The following is a 21418-nucleotide window of genomic DNA, read 5'->3' as shown; positions in this document are numbered from 1 at the left end:
TCGCCGCTTCGACGCCGCAATATCTTGCGCCCCGTCCCCATTGGACGCTATGTTTTGTGGCATAACCGATAGCGAGACGTGATTATGCCCACTGCTGCCAAATTGTTTTCCGGTATTTGTTTGGCCGTGCTGGGCTATATCGTATCCGAGATCCTTAAGACACAACTGCCATCAGGCACGGCCTTTGGGCGGTTCTCGGAAATCAATTCGGTCATCGGGTTCATCTGCGGTTGGCTTGTTCTGGGGTCACGCGCTGGGCGTGGTTTTGCTGCGGGCATTTCAAACGGGTTTACCGGAGTCGCCGCCCTGACTTTTTGGGGGCTGTTCGTTCAGTCCGTTTACGAGATGGTGCAGGAATCGATGAAGCACCGGTATGATGGTGTCGTTGAAGCCATTGCTGCGATTTTCGAAATCGGCGTGAAACTCGGCGAACACCTGATCAACGCCCCCGTCATCCTGACCTTGCTGGTTGGCGCTATTGCGTCGGGCATGATTAGCGAAACTGTATCTCGCCACTGGAGATAACTCTGACTGATTTATTCCTTTACGGCACGTTGCGTTACGAGCCGCTGCTTTCTTTGGTTCTGGGACGTCCTTTTGAGACCTTGAACGGGGCCGCGGCGACCTTGCCGGACCATGCGGTGCATTGGGCCAAGGACGAAGCCTTTCCATTTATCGTATCCAAGCCCGGCGCAAAGGCCACAGGTCTATTGCTGCGCGACCTGAGCCGCGACGATCTGGACAGCCTGAATTATTACGAAGGCGGCTTTGCCTACGATCTGGTGCGCAAGACCGTTCAAACAGAGACCGGTCCGTGTGAGGCCGATGTCTATGTTCCGCAGGATGATCGTTGGGCGCTGGGCGATCTTTGGTCCTTGCAGGATTGGGCCGCGCGTTGGGGACAGATGACACTGCACGCTGCCCAAGAGGTGATGACCCGCCGAGATCGGTTTTCAGCTGGTGACATCCAACCGCTTTTGCCGTTTTTCCGCGCCCGTGCCTGGGCGCAGGAACTGGCAGCCGAGGGCGCGCCGCAGACCGTTCGCAGCCAGATGAGCGCGCGTGATGTAACAATCACCAAGGAACGCCCGGGCTTTGACGGTTTCTTTCGCCTCAAGGCCTTTGAGGCGACGCATAAACGGTTCGATGGCGGGCAAAGCAACGTCCTTCAGCGCGAGACCTTTATGTCTTTTGATGTGACGCTTGTTCTGCCCTATGACCCGGTCAATGATCAGGTTCTGCTGGTCGAACAATTGCGTCTGGGCACATTTAACCGGGGTGATCCGGCCCCTTGGGTCCTCGAACCGATTGCCGGGCTGGTTGATGCGGGCGAAGACCCCAAACAGGCCGGCATTCGCGAAGCACAGGAAGAAGCAGGCTTGGATCTGGCAGAATTGATAACCATGCCAAAGGTTTATGCGTCGCCCGGCTATTCGACGGAATTCTTCCACTGCTATCTCGCGCTTTGTGACCTGACCGGGCGCGGACAGGGGCAGGGCGGTTTGGCTGAGGAAAACGAAGATATCCGCAGTCACGTGCTGTCCTTTGACCATGCGATGCGCCTTGTGGATAGCGGCGAGGTCAATGTTGCGCCCTTGGCGATGATGTTGCTTTGGCTTTATCGACAACGTTCCACATTGCGCGCAAAAACAGGAACGATCTCGTGATTTCTGCGCCTTGAGTTCAGTGCGCGCGCGCCCTACACCTGTTTGGTAAACGTGACGAAAGGACTCGGCATGCGCATTGCCTCTGATTTGGCTCAGGCCATTGGAAACACCCCGCTTATCCGCCTCAACAAGGCGTCCGAAGAAACGGGGTGCGAGATTCTGGGCAAGGCGGAATTCATGAATCCGGGCCAATCGGTCAAGGACCGGGCCGCCCTGTTCATCATTCGCGATGCGGTTGCCAAGGGCCTGCTGAAACCCGGTGGCACCATTGTCGAAGGCACCGCCGGTAATACCGGGATTGGTCTGGCTCTGGTTGGGGCATCGATGGGGTTCAAAACCGTCATCGTGATCCCAGAAACCCAAAGCCAAGAGAAAAAGGATATGATCCGCCTTGCCGGCGCTGAGTTGGTTCAGGTTCCTGCGGCTCCTTATTCGAACCCCAATAACTATGTGCGTTATTCCGGCCGCCTGGCCGAGGAATTGGCCAAGACCGAACCCAATGGCGCAATCTGGGCCAATCAGTTCGACAATGTCGCCAACCGACAGGCCCATGTGGAAACCACCGGCCCCGAAATCTGGGAACAACTGGGCGGCAAGGTTGACGGGTTTGTTTGCGCGGTTGGATCGGGGGGGACATTGGCCGGTGTCGCCGAAGCCTTGCAGCCCAAAGGGGTCAAGATTGCCATGGCAGACCCAGAAGGCGCGGGCCTGTTCAAAATCTATACCGGCGAAGAGAACCCGGGCAACTCGATCACCGAAGGGATCGGGCAGGGCCGCATCACCGCCAATCTCGAAGGGTTCAAACCGGATTTCACCTATCGCGTTCCTGACGCCGAAGCTTTGCCGGTTGTGTTTGACCTGCTGACCGACGAGGGGCTTTGCCTTGGCGGATCCTCTGGTGTCAACGTTGCAGGTGCCATTCGCATGGCCAAGGAAATGGGGCCGGGCCACACCATTGTGACCATCCTTTGCGATTATGGCACACGCTATCAGTCCAAGCTGTTCAACCCGGAATTCCTCAAGGACAAAGGCCTGCCGACCCCACCATGGTTGACCAAAGCACCGGCCAGCATCCCTGGCGTTTTTGAAGACTGATGCCGATCCTGCGCCGCGTTCTAAGTTGGGCGCTTGTTGCCCTGATGTGCCTGGCTTTTCAGGCCTCTGCTCAGGATAACGGCCCCGACTACGCGGCCTGGGAACGCCTGGCCTCAGAGGTTGAGGCTGATCTGGAACTGGGGCAGGCATCAGACCTGCGCCTGGAAAACCTGCGCAGTCAGGTTGCGATTTGGCGCGACAACTTCCTTGAGGCCAGCGAAGCCAATGCTGCGCGGATTGAAACGCTGCAATCTCAGCTGGATGCTTTGGGACCGGTGCCCGAAGAGGGGCAGGAAGAAGCCAGCGAGATCACGCAACGGCGCAAGGAGTTGACAGATCGGCTTGCGTTCCTGTCTGCACCCGTCAAACAAGCGGACGAAGCCTATCGCCGGGCCAATGGTGTGATTGGCGAGATTGACGATATTATCCGGGCCCGTCAGGCCGATGCGTTGCTGGAGCTGGGTCCGTCCCCCTTGAACCCCGCACATTGGGGGCAAGCCTGGGAGGATTTGCGGTCCTCCTTGTCCAAATCCTGGGCGGAGTTGGAGCGCCGCTGGGCCTCGGACCTGTTGCGCAACAAAGCCAAGACGCAATTGCCCGCCATCATCCTGCTGGCCGCTTTAGGGTTTGTCCTGCTGACGCGCGGCCGCGGCTGGGCGCGTAGCTTGGCCCGAGGCGCGGATAAGTTTGGTCGTAACCGTCGGGCGGTTTGGCGCTTTCTGATTTCACTGGGTCAAATCCTACTGCCTATGGCGGGTATCTATGCCTTGACCCAAGCGGTTCTGGTTTCTGGGCTGGCTGGCCCCCGTTGGAGCCTGTTCCTGGAAAGTCTGCCGGTTTGGGCGGCGGTGTTGCTAGGGATCCACTGGCTGGCGGAATGGGCCTTTAACGATGATGACAGCATCGCAGTCATGCCCTTGGCCCCCGAAGAACGGGTCAAAGCTCGCTGGTTCTCGGACGTTTTGGCGGCGCTTTACGTGGCGCGCGGCCTTTTAGAAGTTCTCATCCAGTATGACCGCTTTTCTGCCGAAACATTGGCGGTCATCGAATACCCGTTGTTGCTGCTATCAGGGCTGTACCTGTTCCGGCTTGGACGCGTGCGCAATGACGCGGCCATGGTGGGTAGCAAGGCGGCAAAAGAAGGGGATGCCGGGCTATTCCGCTTGCGTTTTGCCCGGCTGTTGGGGCGCGCGGCCATGGTGTTGGGCGTTGTTGGCCCTGTTCTGGCGGCGATTGGCTATCTGCGTGTGGGCAGCGCCACTGTTTACCCGGCCATCGCATCACTGGCGGTTATTGGTGCCATTCTGGTTTTGCAGAGCTTTATCAACGATCTCTATGCGCTGATCACCCGCCAGCCTGACGACCAGAATGAAAACGAAGGTCTCTTGCCGGTTCTGGCTGGGTTCATTCTGACCATCGCCTCCCTGCCAATCCTGGCCCTGATCTGGGGCGCGCGTGAGGCGGACCTGACCGAGCTGTGGACACGGTTCCGCGAAGGGTTCCAAATCGGCGAAACGCGCTTTTCGCCCAGCGATTTCTTGGTCGTCGTTGTGGTCTTTGTGCTGGGCTACATGCTGACCCGGCTCTTGCAAGGGGCCTTGCGCAGTTCAGTGCTGCCACGGACGAAAATCGATCAAGGCGGGCAAACTGCGATTGTGTCCGGGATCGGCTATATCGGGATTTTTGTCGCGGCAATTGTGGCGATCACCATGGGCGGGCTGGACCTGTCATCGCTGGCCATTGTCGCTGGTGCCCTGTCTGTCGGTATTGGTTTCGGCCTGCAAAATATCGTGTCGAACTTTGTTTCAGGCATCATCCTGCTGATCGAACGCCCGATTTCCGAAGGCGACTGGATCGAGGTTAACGGTGTTCATGGAACCGTACGCGATATCTCGGTACGCTCGACTCGGATCGAGACTTTTGATCGCTACGACATGATCGTGCCCAACGCCGATCTGGTATCGGGCACCGTATCGAACTACACACGAGGCAACGTTCTGGGGCGGATCATTGTGCCGGTTGGTGTGGCCTACGGAACTGATACGCGCCGGGTTGAAAAGATCCTGATGAATATCGCACGCGACCACGACATGGTTCTGATGAACCCGGCCCCCTATGTGGTATTCCGTGGCTTTGGCGCGGATTCCCTGGATTTCGAAGTGCGGATGATCCTGCGTGACGTGAACAAAGGTCTCAGCGTACGAACTGAAATCAACCACCAGATCGCAGAACGCTTTACCGAAGAAGGGATCGAGATCCCGTTTGCGCAGCGCGATGTCTGGTTGCGCAACCCCGAAGCCCTGACAGGTGAGGCGAATAAGGATGAAGGAGCCCCGGAATGACCCAGCTGTTGTATCGCGAAGACGCCTATATCCGTGATGTCGCTGGTACGGTCGTGGCCCATACCGAAGAGGGTGGGGTGATCGTGGAACCCAACCTGTTTTATCCCACGGGCGGCGGACAGCCCGGCGATAGCGGTTGGCTGGAATGGGACGGTCTGCGCTTTCCCATCGCAACCGCCGTCAAGGGCGAGCAGGGGGAAAGCGTGTTGGTGGCGGCAGAACCTTTGCCTTTACCAGCCGTTGGAACCAAAGTGGTGCAGGTTCTGGATTGGGAGCGGCGTCACAAACACATGCGCGTGCATACGGCCCTGCATTTGCTCAGCGTCGTCATCCCTTTGCCGGTGACTGGCGGCGCGATTGGGGCCGGGACAGGGCGGTTGGATTTCAACATGCCCGAGGCACCGCAGGACGTGACCAGCCTTGAGGACAGCCTGAACAAGCTGATCGACCGGGATCTTGAAGTCACCGAGGGCTGGATTTCAGACGCGGACCTGGATGCCAATCCCGGTCTGGTCAAGACCATGTCGGTGCAACCGCCGCGTGGGGCAGGCAAAGTGCGCCTTGTGCGGATTGGCAGCGGCACCGAACAGGTCGATTTGCAACCCTGCGGCGGCACCCATGTGGCGCGCACCGGTGAGATCGGCACGGTACGCATCACCAAGGTTCAAAACAAAGGCAAGCAAAACCGCCGGGTCTCCATTACTTTGGAGTGATGGAGTGCCTTGGGCTTAGAGCGTTTCCAGTTTATTTTGGATCAGCTTTCGCTGCCTTTCGCCTTTGGCTCAAACGCAGAAAGCTAATGCTTTGTTTCACCAAAAACTGGAAACGGTTTAGGTGGCGCAGATTGCCTGAACGGCCTGCATGACTGCATTTTGTGTGAGCTCCAGATCCTCTTGGGTGATGGCCAGTGATGCATAGAGTTTGCCCGGCGATTTGAACACGCCATGGCTGCGCAAAGTCTTGTTATATAGCGTATTTCGACCGGGATCGTCATGATGCGCGCTGCGGTAATCGCGGCAATGCGCATCGGTGAAGTAAATGTCGAATAGGGTTTCATCACCGCAAATCTGATGTGGGATGCCTGCCTTACTCAGCGCGGTACTCTGCATGTCTTGCAGGGTTTTTCCCGTCTCGCGCAGCCGCTCATAATTCCCCGCGCGCCCCAATATCTCCATCGTTTTCAATCCTGCTGCGGCCGCAATCGGATTGCCCGACAGCGTACCCAATTGCATCAGCCATTTTTCAGCTCCCACGATGGATTTGTCGAAATGCATCATGATCTCGGCACTGGCCCCAAGCGCTGCCAGGGGAAAACCCCCACCGATGATTTTGCCCATGGTGCAGATATCCGGCACCACGCCATAGCGCTCTTGCGCCCCGCCAAAGGCCAGGCGAAACCCGGTGACGATCTCGTCAAAGATCAGCAGAACATGGTGTTTGGTACAAAGATCGCGCAGCCCTTGCAGATAGCCGGGTTCGGGCGGAATGATCCGTTGCAACGGTTCAACAATGATTGCGGCAATATCACTGTGCTCGGCCAATAAGGCCTCGACCGCGCTGAGGTCATTATAGGGTGCAATCAGCATCTGATCGGCCACGCCCTGCGGGATACCGGCACTGTCCGGCACAGCCTGGGGAAAGTTCACCCGCGCCTCGGGGGCGAGGCTCATTTGTGCCTCGGCGCTCATCCCATGATAGCCGCCTTCGAATTTCAGGATCTTGTTGCGCCCTGTATAGGCACGGGCCAACCGGATCGCATACATATCCGCCTCGCCGCCCGAGGCCACAAAACGCACCTGTTCGCAACAAGGCACGGCAGTGACGATGGCTTCGGCTAGTTCGATGCCTTTGGAATTATTTGCGAAAAACGTCATGCCCTTTGGCAGTTGTTCCAGCACGGCCTCCATGACTTCGGGGTGCCCATGCCCCAACAACATTGGGCCAGAGCCAATCAGGTAATCGACATATTCCGTGCCATCCTCATCCCAGACACGGCTACCCTGGCCATGAGAAATGATGATGCCAGGGTCAAAATTCCCGAAACCACCGGCGGGTAACACGGTCTGCGCACGGGCGATCCATTCGGACTGAGAGGTAAGTTTCTGCATGAGTTAAGCCAGTTCAAGCAAGGGGGAGCCAAGAAAGTCCAAATCAGGAGAAACGCCAAGGCCGGGACCTTTGGGCGGAGCAATGCGGCCATTTTTGCGGGTCGGGCCATCGGGGGCGATGCGCGGGCCAACGTAGGAGGACAGATCACAGGTGTTCAGCAAGGCATTGGGCGGGGTCGAGGCCGCGAAATGCAACGCGGCGGCAGTGACTATGTCAGACCCCCAGGTGCATTCAGCGCAGATTTCGGCCCCCAGGTGAACCGTCAGATCGCGGGCGCGGCGCATCGCAGAGAGACCACCAAATTTGCTGAGTTTCAGCGCGACTGCATCGAGAACGCCTAGGTCGGCTGCGCGCAAAAGCGAAGCCATATCAAAAGCATTCTCGTCGACTTTCATTGGCAGACCCGTAGCTTGTCGTACGGCGGCGCAGTCTTCTAGCGTCTTGCAGGGCTGCTCCAGCATAATATCCAGATGGGCAACGGCCCGGCCTGTGCGGGTGGCCTGCAACTTGGTCGCGCCGCAATTCCAATCGCCATAGACAAGCGGGCCATCGCCCACCGCTTCGCGCACCTTGATCAGGCGTTCCGCATCGGCTTGCCAATCCTGATCGGCTCCCAGTTTGACCTGAAACTGCCGGATCCCGGTCCCATAAGCCTCGCGCGCGATCCGCGCCATGTCATCCGGGGCAATGCATGTGATCGAATGATAAAGCGGCATATCAGCCTGCATCCGACCGCCCAGCAAGGCATAGAGCGGCTGGTCAACGGCTTTGCCAAACAGATCCCACAGCGCCATGTCCACCAAAGATTTGGCAAAGGAATGCCCAATCAGGTATTTGTCCAACCGGTGCATCAGGCTGTCTACCCCCAGTGGCGACTGGCCCAATATTTCAGGTGCCATTTCGGTGACGGCACTGGGAACCCCATCGGCAAAGGCGGGCAGATAATGCGGGATCGGGCAGACCTCCCCCCAGCCCTTCAGCCCTGTATCGGCCTCCAGGCAGAGGATATGGGTTTTGACCGTGTCACAGGTCTTGCCCTCGGACATGTGATAGGTTTCATGGCTGGTCAGGTCACAGGACCAAAGTGAAAGCCGAGAGATCTTCATCCTATGCCTCTTGTGCTGTGAGTTGCGGACCGGTTTCAAATTGATCCCGCCAAAACACCAGACACAGAACCGGGTCTGTGCCTGTGGTCATCGCATGTGGCTGGTTGGGGGCATGAAAGACTGTGTCACCAACGGTCAGCCACTGCGGGTCTTGCCCGGCGCGCAGGAATTCGGCCTTCCCAGCAAGAACAAGGTACAGCTCTTCTGCCGGGTGGTGATGCCACGGATAGTGCAGGTGCGGCGGCATGTAGACCAGCCAGGCGCGCAATTGATCCGAAGCAAAGCCTCCTTGATCGCCGACCAGACAGAAACAGCCGAAACGATTCAGAAAATCATCGCCAATTTCGCTGTCTCGGTAATGATCAAGCCAATGTGCAACCGGTGCAAGCGCCAGCACTGCGTCACGCAAAGATGAAGATGAGCCATGGCTAAGCGCTTGATCCGCTGTCAACAAATCGCGTGCAGGCAATCCCCGCGCCATTGTATTTTGAGGCCTGAGGTCGGTCGGAAAGGCGCTGAATTGTGCAAGAGTGGGGTGGGTGGCAAAACAATGCTCAAGCTCGGTTGCCGCTTGCGCCCAGACAGAGGCCTGTGTCATGCGCTCACCTTTGCATCTGTTCTGGGTTTGTCGGAATTGGGGTCATAGGCTGGTTCCCCCAAAACACGTGCGGCGCGCGCTTGGCCGTGAATGACGACTTCGAGCTCTGTGCCCGGTGTTGCGGCAGATGGTTTGACATAGGCAAAGGCGAGGATTTTTCCCACCGTCGGGCCAAACACAACCGAGGCAGTTGCCCCCACCACATCGCCATCCAGCATGACCGCTTCGCCACCATGGCCGTCTGCTTTTCCATCCGGTTCGATTTCCAGATAGGCGCAGATCCAGGGCAGATCGGTGTTCAGGGTCTTGTCACGCCCCAGATAGTCTTTGTCCTGACGGGCAAAGCGCAAGACGTCTGCTTCGGCAAGGGTGACCTCGTTAGTCAACTCTCCGGCCCCTTTGAATCCTTTTTCCATCCGCATGGCATTCATCGCGAAAGAGCCGTAATCTGTGATGCCATGGGGTTCACCAGCGGTCCAAAGCGCGTTGTAAACATCCAAACAGGCGGCATTGGGCATGTGGAATTCCCAGCCCAATTCGCCGGCATAAGACATACGCAAGGCCCAGATCGAATGGCCCGCAACGTTGATTTCCTGCGCAGAGAGCCAGCGGAACCCGGCATTGGACAGATCGGCATCTGTGCAGTTTGCCAAGACATCGCGCGCTAGGGGGCCGTTCAGGGACAGGGCGCTCCAATTCGCAGAAAGTGCTGTGATTGTAACATCTTCGCCGTCGCGTTGATGCGCGAGGTGATCCAACAAACGCTGCTCAAAGAAGGCGGCGCAGACCAGATAGAACCGGTCCTCTCCCATGCGAACAATGGTTGTTTCCAACTCAATTCGCCCGGCGCGGTTTAACATATGAGTGAGCGTGATCGCTCCGACCTTTTGTGGCATACGGTTGGCGGTCAAACGGTCCAGCAGCGCATAAGCGTCTGGCCCTTGGACCATGACCTTGGTAAAGGCGGTGACATCCATGATCCCGACAGCCTCACGCACCGCTTTGACCTCGGACGCAATCATGTCGTCCACCGGGGTGCGGTTGAAGGAATAGTGATCCTCTTGGGCGATGCCCTTGGCGAAAAAGCGGGGGCGTTCAAAACCATAGACCTCTTCATGTACGGCCCCTTTGGCTTTCAGCAGCTCATGCAAGGGGGAGGGTTTGATCGGACGCCCCGCCAAGCGGTTGAAATGCGGGAACGGGATTTCGTGGCGCAGGCAATAATCCTCTTCGGCTTTCACAACCTGCCAGTCTTTGGTCGCGTAACTGCCAAAACGGCGCGGGTCAAAGTCGCGCATGGAGATGTCAGCCGAACCATGCACCATCCAGCGCGCCAATTCTCGGGTCAGGCCAGGCCCCCAGCCGATGCCGATTTGAGTGCCACAGCAGCACCAATAATTGCGCACGCCCGGGGCAGGGCCGATCAACGGGTTGCCATCTGGCGGGTGGCTGATCGCGCCGTGCACATCGCGCTGAATGCCGAGTTCAGCAAAGACCGGCATGCGGTTCAGGCTTTCTTCAAGATAGGGCATGACCCGGTCGTAATCTGCGTCAAACAGCCAGTTCTCATATTCCCAAGGGCAATGATCATGCCAGACGGAGTTCGGGTTTTCCTTTTCGTAAATCCCGATCAAGCCGCGGTTTTGCTCCATCCGGATATAGCCCGAGACTTTTTTGTCATCGCGGATGACTGGTAATTCACGCTCCAGCCCCTGAAACTCCGGCACCGGTTCGGTGACGAAATAATGGTGGGTCATCGAGGTCATGGGCAATTGAAGGCCGGACCACTCGCCCATCTGGCGCGCATAGGTCCCGCCCGCATTCACCACATGTTCGCAGGTGATCGCGCCGCGCTCTGTCTCGACTTGCCACTCACCCGAGGGCAGTTGCGTGATATTGGTGGCGCGGCACTGGCGGATGATCCGCACGCCTTTTTGCCGTGCGCCCGCCGCCATGGCCATGGTCACATTGGTCGGGTCAACATGCCCGTCATCCGGGGTGTGCAACGCACCAAGAACCCCGTCGAGATTGTAAAACGGATGCTGTTTGGCAATCTCCTCGGGCCCGACAAGCTCGATGTTAAATCCAAGCGCCCGCCCCACGGATAAGGTGTGACGCAGCCAGTCCATTTCATCTTCGGTATAGGCTAGGCGGAAAGAACCGCAGCCATGCCAGGTGACGGGCTGGCCCGTTTCGGCCTCTAACACCCCGGAATACAAGCTGATATTGTAATCAACACATTTGCCAAGACCAAAGGAACTGGTCGAATGGGTGATCTGCCCGGCTGCGTGCCAGGTGCTGCCCGATGTCAGTTCGGACTTTTCCAGCAGAACCGTGTCTGCACCCCAGCCCTCATGGCCCAAATGGTAGGCTAGCCCCACCCCCATGACACCGCCGCCCACAATGACAACCCGTGCGGTGCTCGGAAATTCATTCGCCACGACAACATTCCTTTTCGAGTCGATTTACACTCGACAGGCTAAGCAAACAAAAATACCATCGTCAATCATGAATGGTACAAACATATCAAAATCGATTCTGGAGCGGCTGGCGGGCGAATTGCCCGAGCTGACGCCCGAAGCCCGCAAGGCCGCAACCTATGTGTTGGAAAACCCCCGCGATGTGGGGGTGTCCACGGTGCGCGAGATTGCTGAGGCTGCAAATGTAAAACCCAACACCGTGGTGCGCATGGCGCGTCAGGTGGGGTTTGACGGTTACGAGGATTTTCGCGCGCCGTTCCGCGATGCGATCCGGCGTGGCGCGGCTGATTTTCCGGATCGTGCCCGTTGGTTGCAGGACATTTCCAAATCCGGGGATCTTGGTGGGCTTTATGCGGATATGGTGCGTGATGTGCTGGCCAATGTCGAAGCGACTTTTGCCGATATCTCGACAGATGCGTTGAAATCTGCAGCAGACGCTATCTGGAACGCGCGGCGCGTCTTTACGCTTGGGGTTGGGGTCAACAATTCGGTGGCGCGCAACTTTACCTATCTGGCCTCAACCGGGATGACCGAATTTCACGCCATCCCAAGGCCGGGATCGACCCCTGTGGATGATCTGGCCTGGGCCGATAAGCGTGACGTTCTGATTGCGATCACCTGCAAACCCTACCGGAGCGAAGTGGTCGAGGCCGTGAATATTGCGCGCGAACAGGGCATGACGATCATTGCCCTGTCTGACAGCCCGGCCAGTCCGATCATTCATGCGGCGGATCACGGCTTTGTTGTCTCAGTCGACACGCCGCAATTCTTCCCGTCCAGCGTCAGCATCATTGCCTTGCTTGAAACGCTGCTGTCATTCGTCGTTGCCGTGGCGAGCGATGAAATCGTCGAACGGGTCGAGACCTTTCACAAGCGCCGCCATCAATTGGGGCTATACCAAGCGGAGGAAAAATGAACGACCCGATCACGTCTTTGGCGGCGCGGTATTACACCGATCCGCAGGTTTTCCGGTTAGAAACCGAGGGGCTATTGGCACGGACTTGGCAATTCGGCTGCCATGGGTCTGACCTGACCAATACCGGCGATTACGCCTGTTTTGAGATCGCCGGTGAAAGCCTGTTTGCCATCCGCGGACGTGATGACAAGATCCGGGTGTTCTACAATGTCTGCCAACACCGCGCCCATCAATTGGTCAGCGGCAAGGGGTCGACCCGCGTGGTCGTTTGCCCTTACCACGCCTGGACCTATGAATTGACCGGCGAATTGCGGGCAGGGCCAAATATCAAGGCGGTGGATGGGTTTGATAAATCCAAGGTTTGCCTGACCGAAGTGCGCGCCGAAGAGTTTCTGGGCTTTGTCTTTGTCAATCTTGACCCCGATGCCGCGCCGATGGAGGAATGGTTTCCCAATGCGCGGGCTGAGCTCGAGGAATGGGTGCCCAATTGGGCTGATCTGAAACCGCTGGAATGGGTGGAAATCCCAGAGAACTGCAACTGGAAGGTTTCGGTCGAGAACTATTCCGAATGTTACCACTGTTCGTTGAACCACCCGACGTTTGCCAATGGGGTGATCAAGCCGGAAACCTATGACATTCAACCCCAAGGCATGTGCCTGCGCCACACAACGCAATGCCAATCTCTGGATCAGATGACCTATGACATCCAATCCGGCTTTGCTCATCAGAACGAGTATTCCAGTTGGTTCCTATGGCCGATGTTTTCCTTTCAGGTCTATCCCGGCAACGTGCTGAACACCTATCATTGGCGCGCTGTTGATGCCGATCATGTGGTGGTCTGGCGTGGTTGGTATTCGGTCGGTGGTGTCGAAGATGCCAAGATCCGGCAATTGGCGGTGCAGGACCGGGAAACCACCGTCGAAGAGGACATTCATCTGGTGGAATCGGTGCAGCGTGGCCTTGGCTCACGTGGATATGTGCCCGGTCCGCTGGTGATTGACCCTTGTGGCGGGGTGAATTCCGAACATCCGGTCATGCATCTGCAGCGCTGGATGCGCGAAGCTGTGGATACTCCGCAGGTTTGAATGACCTCACATGAAATGGACGGACAGGCGATGAAGCCCTATTGGCAGAATTACATTGATGGTGCGTGGGTTGATGGCGGGGCAGGGCGGATCGATGTGATCGACCCTGCCACCGGCGAAAAACTGGCCGAGCACGCCTTGGCGGATGCGGGGGATGTCGATCGCGCTGTAATGGCGGCGCGCCGGGTGCATCTGTCAGGCGCATTGTCGGATCTGCGCCCGGTGGAACGTGGCCGCATGGTGCAGGCCATGGGGCGTTATCTGCTTGAAAACATCGGTGACATCGCGCGGGTCCTGACCCTGGAGCAGGGCAAGCCACTCTGGGAATCCAGGATCGAGATTGAGGGGGCCGCGCGCTATTTCGAATATTACGGTAATCAGGCTGAAACGGTTGAGGGGCGTTCGATTCCGCTGGGCAAGGGCTACTTTGATTTCACCACTTACGAGCCCTTTGGGGTCTCTGCCCAAATCATCCCGTGGAATTACCCGGTGGAGATGACTGCACGATCTTTGTCTGCGGCCCTGGCCACGGGCAATACCTGCGTGATCAAAACGCCCGAACTGACCCCTCTCACCAATGCCTGGTTCGCGCATGCTGCCGAAGCGGTTGGATTGCCAAGCGGGGCGGTCAATATCCTGTGTGGTTTGGGCCATGAGGCAGGCGCGGCCCTGTCCGGCCATCCCATGGTCAACCAGATTGTCTTTACCGGTTCAGTGCCAACGGGTGTCGCCATTGCTACGGCGGCGGCGCGTAATGTTGTGCCTTGCGTGTTGGAACTGGGCGGGAAATCCGCTGCGATTGTGCACAATGATGCGGATTTGGATGCCTTTGAAAACGACCTGCGCTGGGGGATCTTTTTCAACGCAGGACAGGTATGTTCCGCCATGAGCCGGGTGATTGTGCATGAAAGCGTGCATGACGACTTGGTCGACCGCATGGTTGGGGTGGCCAAATCCTTGATCGTAAAACCCGGCATTGATCAGCCGGAGTTTGGGCCGACCATGGGGGCGATGGTGTCGGTTGGACAACGGGACCGGGCCGAGGCGATGGTGGCACAAGCCGAAGCTGATGGGGCGCAGGTTGCGACGGGTGGTCGACGGCTCAACACGCCCGGTGCCTGTCTTGAGCCAACAATCCTGACAGACGTTAGTCCAGACATGACCATCGCCAATGACGAAGTGTTCGGCCCGGTCCTGTCGGTGTTGAAATTCTCGTCAGATGACGAGGCGATCAAAATCGCCAATGGCACGCCCTATGGGCTGGTCGGTGGTGTCTTTACCCGCGATCTCGACCGAGCGACATCGGCAGCCCGGCAAATTCGCGCTGGTCAGGTCTTTGTCAACGAATGGTATGCGGGCGGGGTTGAAACACCCTTTGGCGGTTATGGCAAATCCGGTTATGGACGAGAGAAAGGGCGCGAGGCACTGTGGAATTATGTGCAGACCAAAAACGTCGCCATCAAACTCAAGGGGTAAATCATGAGCACATTTGACGAGGATCTGTTCCTCAAAGGATTGGAACAACGCAAATCCACACTGGGCGCGGAATATGTCGAAAAGAACCTGGCGGCGGCGGATGAGTTTACCCGCCCGTTTCAAGAGGCCATGACCGCCTGGTGTTGGGGCTTTGGCTGGGGGGATGATGTCATCGATGCCAAAACCCGGTCGATGATGAACCTTTCAATGATCGGGGCCTTGGGCAAAATGCATGAATGGGAAATTCACTGCCGGGGCGCGATCAATAATGGCGTCACCAAGGAAGAAGTGCGCGCGATCATTCATGTGATCGGAATCTATTGCGGGGTTCCGCAGGCCTTGGAGTGTTTCCGTGTGGCGAAGAAGGTCTTTGACGAGGGGGAAAACGCCTAGTTTTCGTCTTTCTTGAGCGGAACGCCATATAGCTCAAGCTTGTGACCCTTGAGCTTGTAACCCAATTTCGCAGCGATCTTTTCCTGCAGGGCTTCAATCTCGGGGTCAACGAATTCAATGACTTCGCCAGAATTCATGTCGATCAGGTGATCGTGGTGCTCGCGCTCGGCATCTTCGTAGCGCGCGCGCCCATCGCCAAAATCCACCCGTTCCAGAATCCCGGCCTCTTCGAACAGTTTCACCGTCCGATAGACGGTTGCGATGGAAATCCCGTCATCGCGGGCCGAGGCGCGGGCATAAAGTTCTTCGACATCCGGGTGATCTTTGGAGCTTTCCAGAACTTCGGCAATGATCCGGCGCTGGCCTGTCATGCGCAAACCCTTGGCGGCGCAACGCGCGATGATGGTGTCGGTCATTTGGTCCAGCCCCGGCTCGAAAAATTTCGCCTCTCATAGGCAAAGTCGCGCCTCAGGCCAAGACCAAAGGCGCGCGTTGTGGATAAGTGTTTCAGTTGTAAAGCGGCTGCATGCCCATCTGCATATGCAGCATATTGACTGTGTTTTCATCCAATCCCATGGCCCCGGCAAGGTCGTGCAGATATTCCGCTTCGGCCTGGGTGTCGACCTTGATGGTCATAAGAGATGCGGAATAAACCTGCATGCGCTGGGCCTCGGGCGTGTCATTGGCCAAGGCTTCGGGATTGACCGGTGCGGCCAGTTGCGCCTGGACAAAGGCCATGTCCTCGGGGGCGGCATCCTCGCCGATGGTTTCCAGCAATTTGGCCTTTTCCGCCTGGTCAATGCCACCATCTGCCTTGGCGGCCTGGATCATGGCGCGCAACATCAGGCTGGCCATTTCTTCGCTTTCGGGCGTGGTGTCCTTGTTGTTGAAGGCATCCAACATGCTGGAAAGCCCGCCGCCCTGGGCCGCGGCCATGGCTCCGGCCAAGCCAGCCCCTCCGCCCCCCATGAGAGAGGAAAGATCGAAACCACCGGTGACCTTGTCCATCATCTCGGCCATGGGGTTGCTGTCACCGCCCATCATCGCGCCAAGCCCGCCTTGCTGGAATTTTTCCATCATCTCCTGCATCGGGTTGCCAGCCCCGTCGGGCATTTGCCCCGACATCAATTGGCCCATCTGCGCTTGCATTTGCGAGGTTGGTTCCTGTCCCTTGATCTGGGCCCCACCACCAATCAACCCGGCAAGGCCTGCGCCGCCTGACAGTTTGTCGACCCCGCGCGCCGCCGCATATCCCAAAGCCACCTTTGCCAGTGTTCCCATCAGACCCATGACACATTCCTTTCCCAGACTAACTGGGGTCAGAGTGCCATGGGATGCGCAAAAGTGTAGGGGAAAATTTGTGGTGTTGCGGGTGCTGCGCTCAGGTGCCGCAGAAGGTGGCTTTGACTTCCTCTTCCGGGCGGGGCGGTGATTGCAGGTCGGAATGTGCCGGTTGTTCGTCAAAAGGGGTGGCGAGCACTTTGTTCAAACGATGGAACAGGCTGTCATCGCCTTCGACTGCGGCGGCAATCATTTCTTCGATCTGGTGATTGCGCGGAATAAAGGCCGGGTTGGCCCGGGTCATCACTTTGGTCGGGGCGGTTTCATTGGACAACCGGGTCTGCCAGCGCATGTGCCAGGCGTCATATCCGGCTTGGTCCGAGAATTCTTCGCGTGCGGACCCGGCGGTCAAGGCCCGGAACGTATTGGTGAAATCGGCCCGGTCCTGATGCATGAGCTTGAGCAGGTCGCTCACCAGCGCCTCATCCTCGGGTTTGGGGGCCGCAATGCCGATCTTGGCGGCAAAACGCGTCAGCCAGTTGTTGCGGATCAACTCGGGCATGGCGTTGATTTGGGAAGTGAATTGTTCAATCGCAGCATCGGTGTCAGGCGTCAGCAGCACAAGCGACGTGGCCAACTGCGCAATGTTCCAAACGATGATATCGGCCTGGGCGCTATAGGCATAACGACCATGATGATCGATCGAGGAATAGCGGCCATGGGCGTCAAACCCATCCAGGAAGGCACAGGGCCCATAGTCGATGGTCTCACCCGAGAGTGTGCAATTGTCGGTGTTCATGACCCCGTGGATGAACCCAAAGGACATCCAATGCGGGATCAGGGCCGCCTGACGGTCGATGACCATTTGCAATAGATCGCCGGGGTCCTTGGCCGCGGGGTAGTGGCGCGCGACGGTGTAGTCGAACAGGGTCTGCAGAGATTGTACATCGCGGCGTGCGGCAAAGATCTGAAAGGTGCCCACCCGGATATGGCTTTGCGCCACGCGTGTCAGAACCGCACCGGGCATGGGGCGTTCGCGGATGACATCCTGACCAGTTCGGGTGGCGGCCAGGGCGCGGGTGGTCGGCACACCAAGCGCATGCATGGCCTCGGACACCACATATTCGCGCAGGACCGGCCCCAACCACGCCCGCCCATCGCCACGACGGCTATAGGGGGTTTGACCCGATCCTTTGAGCTGGATGTCGCGCCGAACACCATGCGTATCAACTACTTCGCCCAGCAAAACCGCGCGTCCGTCGCCGAGTTGCGGGTTGAATTGGCCAAATTGATGCCCAGCATAAAGCTGCGCTATGGGCTCGGCCCCCTCAGGCAGTGCATTCCCGGCCAAGGCGGCAATATCGTCAGATGTGGGGTGGCCCGTGATGCCAAGCTCTTTGGCCAGATCTTCATTGAAGGCGATCAAAGAGGGTTTGGCGACCGGCATCGGTGCCTGGCGGCTGAAGAACGCCTCGGGGAGGCGGGCATAGCTGTTGTCAAAAGGGATGTGCATGGTCATGGGCAATAGATAGGGCAGAGATGTGCCTTTGTCAGGGTGTTTGCAGGTCTTGACGCACTTGCATCAGAATTTTCCCAAGCTTGTTCAACCCGTTCCCGTCCGGCCCACAGCCCCAATAGGCATCCATGGGCGCATTTTCGATGATCTCCCGCTTGCCGGTCGACAAAAGCAAGTCGCGACAATGGTCATGTGTTTGGAACTTTGTTCGCACCGCGCTGAGCATGATGCCATCTTTGACCTCTTCCCAATCATCGCGCAGCGGCAGTGAGCGAGTCATGCCAAGCGCTTTGGCATCTTTGGGGCGATTGGAAAGGCGGATTTTGCGGCGATAGTCCTGATCCTCAAACTTCTGGGCTTGAAAGTAATGTTCAACAGTGGGCCACCATGCGCCGTCCATGGCCACGCCATAGGGGGCAAAGTTTGAGAATTCCGAATAGGCATCAGTCTGAGAATAGAAATAGATTTTCTCGTTCTCAGACATAAGCTTACAGCTCCTTGCTCATCAGCACATATTTGTCGCGTTTCTGAAAATGGGCGCGGCGGTAGAAGCGTTGCGTGGCCTCGTCCTCGCGGTCGACCTCAAGGTGGAGCGCGCGCACACCGCCTTCGCCCAGGGCTTTGGCAATACCTGCCAAGGCTTCACCGCCCATGCCGCGTTTGCGCACGGCGGGACGAATGAACAACTCGTCGACAAAGGCATCCATGCCGCCAAACTCCAGCGACCAGCCAAAGGTGACGGCGATATATCCAACCGGGGCCTTGCGCGGGCCGATCAACCAGATAGCCCCATGGGGCGACCCGGTCAGCAGCGGCGCAACGGCGGCCGTCTGCTGCTCTTCGGTGGTGGCAAATCCCATCTCTTGGTGAAAGGCCGCGACGAGCGGCAAGAGTTTTGCCGCGTCCCCTTCGTTTGCGAGTTGCAGGGATTTCATAGCCGCGCCAGCCTTTGTGTGATCAGAGCAAAGAACCCATCCGCATCAAGATCCCCCATAAAGGTCGCGTTCTTGGGGCGATCCGTGACGCCCCACCAATCCGCAACGGTCATGCCGCGGGTGAGTTCGGACTTGGTTTCGATCTCAACATTGATGTGACGCCCTGAAAAGAGGTCGGGGTTGATCACATAGGCGGTGACACAAGGATCATGCAGTGGAGCCCCGGCTGAGCCGTATTTTTCCTTGTCGAACCGTTCAAAGAAATCGGTCATCTCGGCTGATGCGATCCCGGCCGGGTTGCCAAGCGCGCGAAAGGCATCGTTGCGCGGCTTGGTCACCAGTGCCTTATGGGTGACATCCAAAGGCATAACGCTGATCGGCGCACCGCATTTGAAAACGATCTCGGCGGCTTCGGGATCCACATAGATGTTGAATTCGGCTGCGGGCGTGATGTTGCCCACCTCGAAATAGGCCCCGCCCATCAGCACGATTTCCTGAATGCGCTCAGCAATATCCGGGGCCTTTTGCAAGGCCGTTGCAATATTGGTCAGCGGGCCAAGAGGGCACAGCGTGACAGTGCCAGGGGGCTGTTCGCGCAGGGTGTCGACTATGAAATCAACCCCGTGTTTGTCCTGTACCGGCATGTGAGGCTCGGGCAGGTCCGGGCCATCCAGCCCGGTTTTGCCGTGCACGTGCTCAGCCGTCACCAGGCTATGGGCCAGCGGGCGATCACAGCCCGCGTAAATCGCCGTTTCGGGTTTACCGGCAAGCTCGCAGATTTTGCGCGCATTCAGCGTGGTCAGTTCCAGCGGCACATTGCCCGCCACGCTGACAATGCCAAGCACATCAATCTCTTCGGGAGAGGCCAGTGCCAGCAGAATGGCCACGGCATCGTCCTGCCCGGGATCCGTGTCGATGATGATCTTGCGCGGTTTTGTTGTTGTCATTGGGATTCACCTATTCTTTGGCAAGATTGGTTACATGACGGGTCCGCATGATCAAGCAAATGTCAGCGCTATCGGCGGAGGAAGGCGCAGTCGCGCCATCATCAGTGTGGCCGTTCAGAAGGGAACGGAGCGTCACCTTTCCCCTAACTATGCTTTGGAATAGTTGATTTGGTCGTTCAAAAAGGTACTGAGTAAAAAATGGGCATAAGACTAATAAGATGCAAACACTGTAATCACGTAAACAAGTTTGGTGCGCGTACCTGCAGTTATTGTTTTAAGCCGACGTCGTTTCTGAACCGCATCCTGTTTTGGGTCATCCTTGCGGTCGGGTTGGGAATGGTCGTCTATTTGAACACTGACTGGATGGGGCGCTAACCTGTTACAGAAAAAAGGCGAGACAGTTGAGCCAGATGGTTCAGGCGGAGCAGCTGGCTCCGCCGAGAACACAGAATTTGGCGCAATGGGGGTGGTTCAGGGGAACGGCGCGTTCGGCGTCTTTCAGGGTTTCCCCCAATTCGAATTGCGGGTCATAGGGCAGCAAGGTACAGGCCAGAACCGTTGGTTTTTCTGCCCCTTTTCGTTTGACCACCATACGGGACGATGCACACATGACGCTTTCGGGCGACTTGTTGAGGATCGACCAGCACTCCGTGGTGATCTCGGGGACCTCAACAGTTTCGTCCATCTCGGGGAAGAGGACGGTCTGGCCTGGGTTGTAAGCATCGATATCGAACCCTTCGCTGAGGAATAGCGCGGCAAAGCCATCGCGCGCTTGCTTATCCGTTTCATCCCACATGCTGCGCCCGGCCACGGCCATCGGAATGCCCGCATCCCGCAACCAGCGCATACCGATCAGGGTTTTCTCAAAGGCACCAGTGCCACGTTCTTCGTCATGGAACCGCGCGCTGTGATGATCGACCGAGATGCGCAGGGTCAGTTTGCCGGGATAGGCCGCATTCAGATCGCGCAAACCCTCTTGGACGCGGCGGCGCATCATCGGCAGCATGGCATTGGTCAGGATCAACACCTCATAGCCACGGTCCAGCGATACACGGGCCATGTCGATCATGTCCGGATTCATAAAGGGTTCGCCGCCGGTAAATGCGATCTCACGCACGCCCCAATTGCGATCCTGCAACTGGTCCAGATAGTCACTGACCTCATCCGTTGTCAGATAGACAAGCCGGTCATTGGTGGGCGAGCTTTCGATGTAGCAATTGGCGCAAGTGATGTTGCACAAGGTACCGGTATTGAACCACAGCGTTTGCGGATCGGTCAGGGCGACACGTGCGCGCTGATCCCCCTTGGCGGTGATGCCGGGATGCTCGAACTTTCCGATATTTGTCGTCGCGCTGTCTTTCATGGTCGTCCTCAACTCGCTGTTCAAACAGACCTATTGCCTCCATCACTGTGTGACCAGCCCATGAATATTTTGCTGACGCCATTGTGATGGATCAATTGGATGTTAGACT

20 protein-coding genes are annotated in these 21418 nt (G+C 57.6%); 9 read left to right on the top strand and 11 right to left on the bottom strand.

What is annotated here, in order from left to right:
• The first annotated feature begins 84 nt into the window (after nt 1–84).
• The 5 genes from CLV87_RS14345 (at nt 85) to CLV87_RS14325 (ending at nt 5817) form a co-directional block, all read left to right on the top strand.
• Nucleotides 85–525, top strand: coding sequence for a TrgA family protein (locus CLV87_RS14345; protein WP_099246421.1), 441 nt, complete (start codon nt 85–87; stop codon nt 523–525).
• Nucleotides 507–1667, top strand: a complete 1161-nt coding sequence (locus CLV87_RS14340) for a gamma-glutamylcyclotransferase (protein ID WP_306438022.1) — start codon at nt 507–509, stop codon at nt 1665–1667. The genes CLV87_RS14345 and CLV87_RS14340 overlap by 19 nt, the downstream gene beginning before the upstream one ends.
• Nucleotides 1668–1736: 69 nt before the next feature.
• The gene (locus tag CLV87_RS14335; RefSeq protein WP_099246417.1) at nt 1737–2762 is read left to right on the top strand and encodes a cysteine synthase A; all 1026 of its coding nucleotides are present in this window, start codon (nt 1737–1739) and stop codon (nt 2760–2762) included.
• Nucleotides 2762–5104 (top strand): DUF3772 domain-containing protein, encoded by a 2343-nt coding sequence (locus tag CLV87_RS14330; RefSeq protein WP_099246415.1) that lies wholly within the window; start codon nt 2762–2764, stop codon nt 5102–5104. Before CLV87_RS14335 ends, CLV87_RS14330 begins: the two co-directional genes overlap by 1 nt.
• Entirely contained in the window at nt 5101–5817 is a 717-nt protein-coding gene (locus CLV87_RS14325) for an alanyl-tRNA editing protein (protein ID WP_099246413.1), read from the top strand. Before CLV87_RS14330 ends, CLV87_RS14325 begins: the two co-directional genes overlap by 4 nt.
• Before the next feature lie 117 nt (nt 5818–5934).
• On the opposite strand, the gene CLV87_RS14320 is transcribed toward CLV87_RS14325, so the two are convergent.
• The 4 genes from CLV87_RS14320 to CLV87_RS14305 are packed head-to-tail and all read right to left on the bottom strand — an operon-like array spanning nt 5935 to nt 11358.
• A complete protein-coding gene (locus tag CLV87_RS14320; RefSeq protein ID WP_099246411.1) occupies nt 5935–7212 on the bottom strand; it encodes an aspartate aminotransferase family protein in 1278 nt (425 codons plus the stop codon).
• A gap of 3 nt (nt 7213–7215) precedes the next feature.
• Complete coding sequence (locus CLV87_RS14315) at nt 7216–8319, bottom strand: mandelate racemase/muconate lactonizing enzyme family protein (RefSeq protein WP_099246409.1); 1104 nt, start codon at nt 8317–8319, stop codon at nt 7216–7218.
• Between the two features lies 1 nt (nt 8320).
• Nucleotides 8321–8917, bottom strand: a complete 597-nt coding sequence (locus tag CLV87_RS14310; protein WP_099246407.1) for a dimethylsulfonioproprionate lyase family protein — start codon at nt 8915–8917, stop codon at nt 8321–8323.
• Complete coding sequence (locus tag CLV87_RS14305) at nt 8914–11358, bottom strand: FAD-dependent oxidoreductase (RefSeq protein WP_099246405.1); 2445 nt, start codon at nt 11356–11358, stop codon at nt 8914–8916. The genes CLV87_RS14310 and CLV87_RS14305 overlap by 4 nt, the downstream gene beginning before the upstream one ends.
• 67 nt (nt 11359–11425) lie before the next feature.
• On the opposite strand from CLV87_RS14305, the gene CLV87_RS14300 reads away from it, so the two are divergent.
• Genes CLV87_RS14300 through CLV87_RS14285 form a run of 4 tightly spaced genes read left to right on the top strand, consistent with a single transcriptional unit; the run spans nt 11426 to nt 15267 of the window.
• On the top strand, nt 11426–12313 hold the full coding sequence (locus CLV87_RS14300) for a MurR/RpiR family transcriptional regulator (RefSeq protein ID WP_099246403.1): 888 nt from the start codon (nt 11426–11428) through the stop codon (nt 12311–12313).
• Nucleotides 12310–13398 (top strand): aromatic ring-hydroxylating oxygenase subunit alpha, encoded by a 1089-nt coding sequence (locus CLV87_RS14295; protein ID WP_099246401.1) that lies wholly within the window; start codon nt 12310–12312, stop codon nt 13396–13398. Before CLV87_RS14300 ends, CLV87_RS14295 begins: the two co-directional genes overlap by 4 nt.
• Nucleotides 13399–14874 carry an aldehyde dehydrogenase family protein gene (locus CLV87_RS14290; RefSeq protein ID WP_208293344.1) on the top strand — a complete coding sequence of 492 codons (1476 nt, stop codon included), beginning with the start codon at nt 13399–13401 and terminating at the stop codon, nt 14872–14874.
• A gap of 3 nt (nt 14875–14877) precedes the next feature.
• Nucleotides 14878–15267 (top strand): carboxymuconolactone decarboxylase family protein, encoded by a 390-nt coding sequence (locus tag CLV87_RS14285; protein ID WP_099246399.1) that lies wholly within the window; start codon nt 14878–14880, stop codon nt 15265–15267.
• Here the strand turns inward: CLV87_RS14285 and CLV87_RS14280 are convergent.
• The 7 genes from CLV87_RS14280 to CLV87_RS14250 form a co-directional block, all read right to left on the bottom strand.
• Nucleotides 15264–15683 (bottom strand): Fur family transcriptional regulator, encoded by a 420-nt coding sequence (locus tag CLV87_RS14280; protein ID WP_099246397.1) that lies wholly within the window; start codon nt 15681–15683, stop codon nt 15264–15266. The genes CLV87_RS14285 and CLV87_RS14280 overlap by 4 nt on opposite strands.
• 91 nt (nt 15684–15774) lie before the next feature.
• Nucleotides 15775–16557 carry a DUF533 domain-containing protein gene (locus CLV87_RS14275; RefSeq protein ID WP_099246395.1) on the bottom strand — a complete coding sequence of 261 codons (783 nt, stop codon included), beginning with the start codon at nt 16555–16557 and terminating at the stop codon, nt 15775–15777.
• A gap of 91 nt (nt 16558–16648) precedes the next feature.
• Entirely contained in the window at nt 16649–18067 is a 1419-nt protein-coding gene (locus CLV87_RS14270) for a protein adenylyltransferase SelO (protein WP_099246393.1), read from the bottom strand.
• A gap of 31 nt (nt 18068–18098) precedes the next feature.
• Nucleotides 18099–18548 (bottom strand): NADAR family protein, encoded by a 450-nt coding sequence (locus tag CLV87_RS14265; RefSeq protein ID WP_099246391.1) that lies wholly within the window; start codon nt 18546–18548, stop codon nt 18099–18101.
• A 4-nt stretch (nt 18549–18552) separates the two neighbouring features.
• Nucleotides 18553–18999 carry a GNAT family N-acetyltransferase gene (locus CLV87_RS14260; protein WP_099246389.1) on the bottom strand — a complete coding sequence of 149 codons (447 nt, stop codon included), beginning with the start codon at nt 18997–18999 and terminating at the stop codon, nt 18553–18555.
• On the bottom strand, nt 18996–19946 hold the full coding sequence (locus CLV87_RS14255) for a nucleoside hydrolase (protein WP_099246387.1): 951 nt from the start codon (nt 19944–19946) through the stop codon (nt 18996–18998). The genes CLV87_RS14260 and CLV87_RS14255 overlap by 4 nt, the downstream gene beginning before the upstream one ends.
• Nucleotides 19947–20361: 415 nt before the next feature.
• A complete protein-coding gene (locus tag CLV87_RS14250) occupies nt 20362–21309 on the bottom strand; it encodes a radical SAM protein (RefSeq protein ID WP_099246385.1) in 948 nt (315 codons plus the stop codon).
• Between the last annotated feature and the right edge of the window lie 109 nt (nt 21310–21418).

This window comes from Pelagimonas phthalicica (genome assembly GCF_004364805.1).
Taxonomy (GTDB): domain Bacteria; phylum Pseudomonadota; class Alphaproteobacteria; order Rhodobacterales; family Rhodobacteraceae; genus Pelagimonas; species Pelagimonas phthalicica.
The sequence above is the reverse complement of the archived record's forward strand: the minus strand, read 5'-3'. Positions and strand labels throughout refer to the sequence as shown.